Annotated in this window: 2 protein-coding genes and 1 pseudogene; 1 reads left to right on the plus strand and 2 read right to left on the minus strand. The window is 67.1% G+C overall.

Going from position 1 to position 3,589, the window contains the following annotated elements; all coding sequences use genetic code 11:
• Positions 1–57 precede the first annotated feature (57 nt).
• A complete protein-coding gene (pyk, locus tag WA702_RS20780) occupies positions 58–1,494 on the plus strand; it encodes a pyruvate kinase (protein WP_425112429.1) in 1,437 nt (478 codons plus the stop codon).
• Between the two features lie 95 nt (positions 1,495–1,589).
• Here the strand turns inward: pyk and WA702_RS20785 are convergent, their stop codons facing one another.
• Positions 1,590–3,218 carry a hypothetical protein gene (locus tag WA702_RS20785; protein ID WP_425112428.1) on the minus strand — a complete coding sequence of 543 codons (1,629 nt, stop codon included), beginning with the start codon at positions 3,216–3,218 and terminating at the stop codon, positions 1,590–1,592.
• A 115-nt stretch (positions 3,219–3,333) separates the two neighbouring features.
• Positions 3,334–3,589: pseudogene (locus tag WA702_RS20790) on the minus strand (TetR/AcrR family transcriptional regulator); the annotation flags it as partial.

The raw sequence follows: 3,589 nt of genomic DNA on the forward strand, positions 1-3,589 counted from the left end.
ACCTCCGCCAGGTGCAGCGCCGGGCCTCGCACCGCCGCCTGTCCCTGGGTCGAAGCCATGAGACGGCTGCGCCGGATCAAGATCGTCGCCACCCTGGGTCCGGCCTCGTCCGATAGCGCGATGATCCGGCGCCTGTTCGAGGCGGGGGCGGACATTTTTCGCATCAACATGAGCCACACCCCGCATGACAAGATGCGGGAGCTGGTGGCGACCATCCGTAATGTCGAATCGAGCTATGGCCGGCCGATCGGCATCCTGGTCGATTTGCAGGGACCGAAGCTCAGGATCGGCGCCTTCGCCGACGGCGCGGTCCAGCTGCAGAACGGCCAGAGTTTTACGCTCGACAACGACCAGACGCCCGGCGACGCGCACCGCGTCCACCTGCCGCATCCGGAGATCCTTGCGGCACTCCGGCCCGGGCACACGCTGCTGCTCGATGACGGCAAGGTGAAGCTGATCGCCGAGGAGACCTCGCCGACGCGGGCCGTGACCCGGATCGTGGTTGGCGGCCGCATGTCCGACCGCAAGGGCGTCAGCCTGCCCGACACCGACCTGCCGGTCTCGGCGATGACACCGAAAGATCGCGCCGATCTCGATGCCGCGCTCAACACCGGAATCGACTGGATCGCGCTGTCCTTCGTGCAGCGCGCCGACGACGTGCTGGAGGCGAAGAAGATCATTCGCGGCCGCGCCGCCGTGATGGCCAAGATCGAGAAGCCGCAGGCGATCGACCGGCTCGCTGACATCCTCGAAGCCGCGGACGCGCTGATGGTCGCGCGCGGCGATTTAGGCGTCGAGCTGCCGCTGGAGCGGGTGCCCGGCCTGCAGAAGCAGATGACACGGGCGGCTCGCCGGGCCGGCAAGCCCGTGGTGGTCGCGACCCAAATGCTGGAGTCGATGATCCAGTCGCCAGTGCCGACGCGCGCGGAAGTCTCCGATGTCGCCACCGCGGTCTATGAGGGCGCCGACGCGATCATGCTGTCGGCGGAATCGGCAGCCGGCAAATATCCGGTCGAGGCTGTTACGACCATGAACAAGATCGGCGAGGAGGTCGAGCGCGATCCGATCTATCGCTCGGTGATCTCGGCGCAGCGCCCCGAGCCGGAGGCGACCGCGGGCGACGCGATCGCGGATGCGGCGCGGCAGATCGCCACGACGCTGGATCTGCCGGTCATCATCTGCTGGACCTCGTCGGGCTCGACCGCGATCCGCGTGGCGCGCGAACGGCCGAGCACGCCGGTGGTCGCGATCACGCCGAACCTCGCCACCGGACGCAAGCTGTCGGTGGTGTGGGGCGTGCATTGCGTGGTCGCAGAAGACGCTCGCGACCAGGACGACATGGTCGACCGCGCCGGCTCCATTGCCTTTCGTGACGGCTTCGTGCGATCGGGCCAGCGGGTGCTGATCGTCGCCGGCGTGCCGCTCGGCACGCCCGGCACCACCAACATGGTGCGCATCGCCTATGTCGGCCCATCCGGCGACGCGCATATGTAGGACATGTAGGATGGGTGGAGTGTAGCGATGCCCATCATCCGTCCGCGTGAGTTGATAGAAGCGACGTGTATCGCTTCGCTCCGCCCATCCTGCGACTAATCGAGTCCGGCCGTCGACGCTTTCGCCGCGCGCGGGATCAGCGGACACGCCGCGACGTCATTGTGCTCCGCGCCTGAAATGCGCAGGCACGCGCGGGCCGGATCGATCCTGAGATCGAAGGTATCGAGCAGATCGAGCCGCACCGGATTGCCTTCGGGGCTTTCCGCCAGGTACAGCGCCCAAAGGCCGCCCGGCAGCGGTTGCGCAAGGCCTGCGCGGATCCGCTGGTCCAGCACGCCGCCCGGCACGACCGGCAGCACCACGTCGGAGATCTGATAGGCGCGTGAGCCCGCTGATAGCATCGGCACGATGTAGCCGAGCGGCTTCTGCAGCAGCAGGAACGTCGCCGGTCGCTGCAGGGCTTTCGCGAATCGCGGCCGATAGGGATCGGACCAGGGACGGCGCATCCAGTCGGTCGGCTGCGACCACAGCACAATCGCAAGCGTCACAACGAGGGTCACGACCGGCAGCGCCCGCGACGCTATCACGTTGCGCGTATTGGCCTCGGCTCGCCACGCCTCGACGAGGCGCGTCAGCAGCAGCACGATCGCCGGCGCCGACAACAATTCGAGCGGGATCGCATAGCGCTGGATCGAGAAGGCGAGCAGCCAAGGGACGTAGCTGCCCCAGAAGAAGAACAGGATCCGGCGGTCATTCGGGCGCAGCAGCGCGCGGCCGAACCAGATACTGGCGCCGAGCACCGCGAACATCAGCACGATGATTAGCGCAAAACGCGGATCGCGGAACGGCCACTCCGATGACGGATGCTCACCGATCAGCCAATCAAATGGATAAGCCAGCGCGTCGAGCAAGCCATGCGGCATGAAGCGCGTGTCGACGATCGGTTCGAGCGGCGCCTCTGGTGCACGGAAGATGGTGTTGTAGAACGGAAACAGCGGGCTGCCGAACTCCCGCCACAGCTTGAACGCCCACGCGCCGCCGCTGGCGAGCAGGCCGAGGCCACTGCCCGCCGCGAAGCACAGCAGCGCCGATAGCGGCCGCGCGAGCAAGAGCAACGAGACCCCGGCGCCGATCAGGAAAGTGACGTTGGTCAGCTTTAGTCCGGCAGCGGCGCCAAGCAGCAGGCCCGCGATCACGAGCCGGCGCGCCTGCCCGCGTGACTGTTCCAGCCCTTCGCAATCGTCATCGGCGAACATCAACGCGACGCCGGCGATGATCGGCAGTGCGGTCAGGATGTCAGCAAAGCTGGTGCCGACTTCCGACAGCGTCATCGGGCCGAACGCTGCGATCGCCATTGCCGCGAGCGGTCCGATCGGATTGCTGGTCCCGAGCAGATTGCGAGTGACCCGATAGATCAGCGCGAGGTTGAGGCCGTGCAGCGCGCCGAGCACGATGCCCCACCACGGCGCGGCGAGGCCATGGCGCAGTAGATAGGGCAGCAGATAGATCAGCGGGTTGAGATAGCTCTGAAAGCCGCCGGGCGCGACGTCGACGTCGAAGCGGCCGTGGAGCAGCGCGAAGCCGGCATAGTCGTGGTAGTTCTGCCAATCCCAGTTGACGTCTTCGCCGGCGGAGAGCGCGTAGAGCGCGCCAGCCAGCGCGGAGCCCGAGACGACGGCCAGGTTCACGACGGGCATCGCCGGGAATTTGCGCGCGATGACCATGGAGGGAACGCCTGCGTCGTGATTGCGGGCCAAATGCTGCAACAAGTGCTGCGATCAGAAAGAGCCTGACCTCAGGATGCGGATTAGCCGTGAAATCTTCTTTAAGGCCGCGCCCTTACGCGCCGACCAGGTTCTTCACCGGCAATACCGCCTGCACCACCAGCCCGCGGGCGCGGGCATCCATGACGCCGACCGCGCGCAAGGCGAGCAGCGTCACGGCCTGCACGGTATCGCGCAGCCGGCTGCCCTCCTCGAGAGTCTCTGGCGCCAGCGGCCCGACCACCGCCTCATCCAATGCGCCGAGCAGCGCGGTCGCGGCAAGCTGGGTTTCCACTGCCGGCAAATGGCCGGCGCGGACCGCGGCGTCGAAC

Origin of the sequence: Bradyrhizobium sp., assembly GCF_049798375.1 — a bacterium.
Classification (GTDB): domain Bacteria; phylum Pseudomonadota; class Alphaproteobacteria; order Rhizobiales; family Xanthobacteraceae; genus Bradyrhizobium.

What these genes read in the sequence shown, in the direction of transcription:
- pyk (WP_425112429.1), top strand. Translation starts at nt 58, where the DNA reads ATGAGACGGCTGCGCCGGATCAAGATCGTCGCCACCCTGGGTCCGGCC.
- WA702_RS20785 (WP_425112428.1), bottom strand. Translation starts at nt 3,218, where the DNA reads ATGGTCATCGCGCGCAAATTCCCGGCGATGCCCGTCGTGAACCTGGCC.